This window comes from Oleiphilus sp. HI0061, assembly GCF_001635675.1.
The window spans coordinates 1-2944 of the sequence record NZ_LWFE01001118.1 but is presented as its reverse complement, the minus strand read 5'-3'; the positions used below and the strand labels follow the sequence as shown (position 1 = coordinate 2944).

The window sequence follows — 2944 nt, the reverse complement described above, 5'->3', positions numbered from 1 at the left end:
CAAGGAATGCGGCGGAATGTAGAACAGGTTTTAACTTATAATTTCGTAATATTTCGAGATGAAGCTGATGAGCTTGAAATTACCGACTTTGCTAATCCTCTAGCTCTGTTTGATGAAAATTCACTTGAATCGAATAATCTTTCACTATCAGGTGATTATTTGGTACTTGGTTCGCCAAAGGAAGATAGTTCTTCAGCCGGTGAATTTACTGCTCTTCAGATACAGAATGACCTTGACGGCTCGATTGTCAATGAATTCTCAGAGGACTCTGGCGCTGTTTATATCTATGAAAGAAATGCAAACGATTCTTGGGAGTTAGTCTGGATGTTGAAGGCTCCAAATGCTGAGCCAGGCGATAAATTTGGTCAATCTGTGTTTGTGGACGGCGAGCTATTGGTAGTTTCTGCCCCTGGTGAAGATAGCTCTGCGCAAGATGTGTACACTAACTATACTGCAGAAGGGGACTATTCAAGTGCGCTCTCTCAAGAACTTGAAAATGCCAGCGCTAGCAATCTTTCTCCTGAATCTGGCGCAGTCTACCTTTATGTGCTGCAGCGAGATGGAAGTTGGGCACTTCACTCTTATATCAAAGCAAAGGAAAATGTTCGAGGTGCCTCCGGTTTCGACAAAGGGTTTGGTGAGCAAATTGCGTTAAGCGCTCGGTTAAGTTCATCTGGGCAGTATATTGGTCATAGCCTAGCTATTGCTGCACCAAAAGAAGATAGCCTGAATGGCATCTTTTCCGACACGCAAGCCATTAACTCAGGTGCAGTTTATATGTATTCGCTGAATCTCAGTCAGGGCAATTTCTTGCAATATATCGAGACGTTAAAAGCTTTAGAACCCGTTGCGGGAGATCGCTTTGGTAGTGCTATTTCTTTAACACCTGACGGCCAAGTATTTGTATCAGCTCCTTATGAACAAAGTAATGACCGTGTGATAAATAATTCGCCCTCGCCAGAGTCATATGAGCCTGTACTAAGTAGGTCAAATTCCGGCGCTGTGTTTGCTTTTAGCGCTATAAATAGTAATCAGGTGGGATTTCACGAATTGCGTTCAATTATAAAGGCATCGAATGCAGATTCTGGTGATCTATTTGGTAGCTCAATTGCTTCGAATGAAAACTATCTGGTTGTTTCTGCATCCCATGAGGACGGCGCAAGTACCGGGTTCAATCGCGATATGTCGAATAACGATTCAAGCGATTCTGGAGCCGTTTACGCATTTAAAAGAGATGCTGCCAGTGGAAACTTTTCTCAGGACCTCTATATAAAAGCTCCCGTAAATGAACCGTTTTCGAGCTTTGGCAACGCAGTAGCGCTATATGATAACGACCTGGTTGTCTCGCACTCACTGTTCGATGAAGGGGGTTCTGAAGATAAGGGTATCACTTACATCTATGCTCGGGATCATGAAGATAAGACCTGGTCTAAACTGCTGGAATTAAGCAGTCCTGGAGTTGTTGAATATGGAAGCACGATTGCGCTTGAGGGAAATAAGGTGGTTGCCACAACCAAAACAGCAGGACAACCTTTGTTTTTGGTAAAATAAACTCAGTGTTTTAGAGGGCTTATATTGAGAGTATGCCGCTAACAGTTCTTTTGCCGTCAGTAACCAGTAATTTTGTAATGCTGTTTTCCTTCATGATCGTTTCAGCCGTAAAGAGCATTTCTCCCTCGTCAATGGTTATTGGGTCTGTGGTCATTATATCTTTTGCTTTTTGGGTGTGAATGTCACCACCTTTTACCAAAGAACGGCGCAAGTCTCCGTCAGTGATTACGCCAAGAAGCGCTTTGTTTTCATCGATAACAACTGCAATACCCTGAAGCGATTGAGTCATTGTAATGATAACTTCATCAACAGGTGTTTCAGGGCTTACAAAAGGTAGGTCTTGAGCAAGCATTTCGTCACGCACCTTGGTCAGTAGCTGTCTACCCAAGCTTCCTCCAGGGTGAAAGGCTGCAAAGTGCTCAGGTTGAAAGTTTCTTTCTTTCATTAGTGAAACAGCAAGTGCGTCGCCCAAAGCTAGTGTCACCGTTGTCGATGTGGTAGGAGCCAAATTATTTGGGCATGACTCCTTTTCGACAAAAATATTCAAGTAGACGTCTGAATTTTTTGCTAGCGTGCTATCAGGGGCGTTAGCAATCGAAATAATTTTGTTTCCGAAGCGCCGAAGGCTAGGGATGAGTTTGATCACTTCTTCGGTTTCGCCGCTATTCGAGATAAGCAAGATGATATCGCTAGGGCGGATCATCCCTAAGTCACCATGAAACGCTTCGGCGGGGTGAATAAAAAAACTAGGTGTGCCGGTAGAAGCGAGTGTAGCTGCGACTTTTTTGCCAATATGGCCGGATTTCCCCATGCCTGAAACTATTAGGCGTCCTTCAGATTTCATTATCAATGATATGGCAGATGAAAAACTGTTATCAAGAGAGTTTGCGAGATTTGAAATAGCGGAGGACGCTTCGTTTAAGCTGCTAATCGCAGTTTCATTAATATCAGACATTTACACCTACCTAGTAAAGCGGGGTTATAAGGGCTTGGGAGTGGGTGATACAAACGATACCACTAATTATGTCTGTATTATAAACGGTTTTACAAAGAGTAAAATGGCTTTTGTCTTAAATGAAATTTAGGTGCAACAGGTTTAACTTGGGTGGGTGTTGGCAGCGCAATGTGATTGAGGTGCGCTGCCAAAAGAAGGTGCAGGTTAAAAATTGTATCGCAGGCCAATATTACCTAGAATCAGTTCTTTATCTTCTATTAAGGGGCTGGTTTCTATTTCGCCTGAAAATTTCTCTATGGCAAGGTAGCCCGTCGCGGTTAGTTTGTCAGATATGCTGTATTCGACGGTAAGGTCGAACCCGACATGTCCACTATTTCCAGGCTCATATTGAGGTCTGGTAATAGTTTGATAATAATCGATATTGGCGTCATCTTCGCC

General features: G+C 43.2%; 3 protein-coding genes. 1 reads left to right on the top strand and 2 read right to left on the bottom strand.

Annotated elements, in window-relative coordinates; all coding sequences use genetic code 11:
* Positions 1-1551, top strand: a 1551-nt coding sequence (locus tag A3735_RS16555) for an FG-GAP repeat protein (protein WP_197485913.1), incomplete at its 5' end; no start/stop codon positions are given.
* Between the two features lie 19 nt (positions 1552-1570).
* Here A3735_RS16555 and A3735_RS16550 read toward each other — a convergent pair.
* Complete coding sequence (locus tag A3735_RS16550) at positions 1571-2506, bottom strand: SIS domain-containing protein (protein ID WP_068633834.1); 936 nt, start codon at positions 2504-2506, stop codon at positions 1571-1573.
* 204 nt (positions 2507-2710) lie between these two features.
* Positions 2711-2944: MipA/OmpV family protein (locus tag A3735_RS16545; RefSeq protein WP_156499721.1), on the bottom strand; the 234-nt coding region annotated here is incomplete at its 5' end.

Coding starts and splice junctions, on each gene's coding strand:
- A3735_RS16550 (WP_068633834.1), bottom strand. CDS start 2,506: ATGTCTGATATTAATGAAACTGCGATTAGCAGCTTAAACGAAGCGTCC.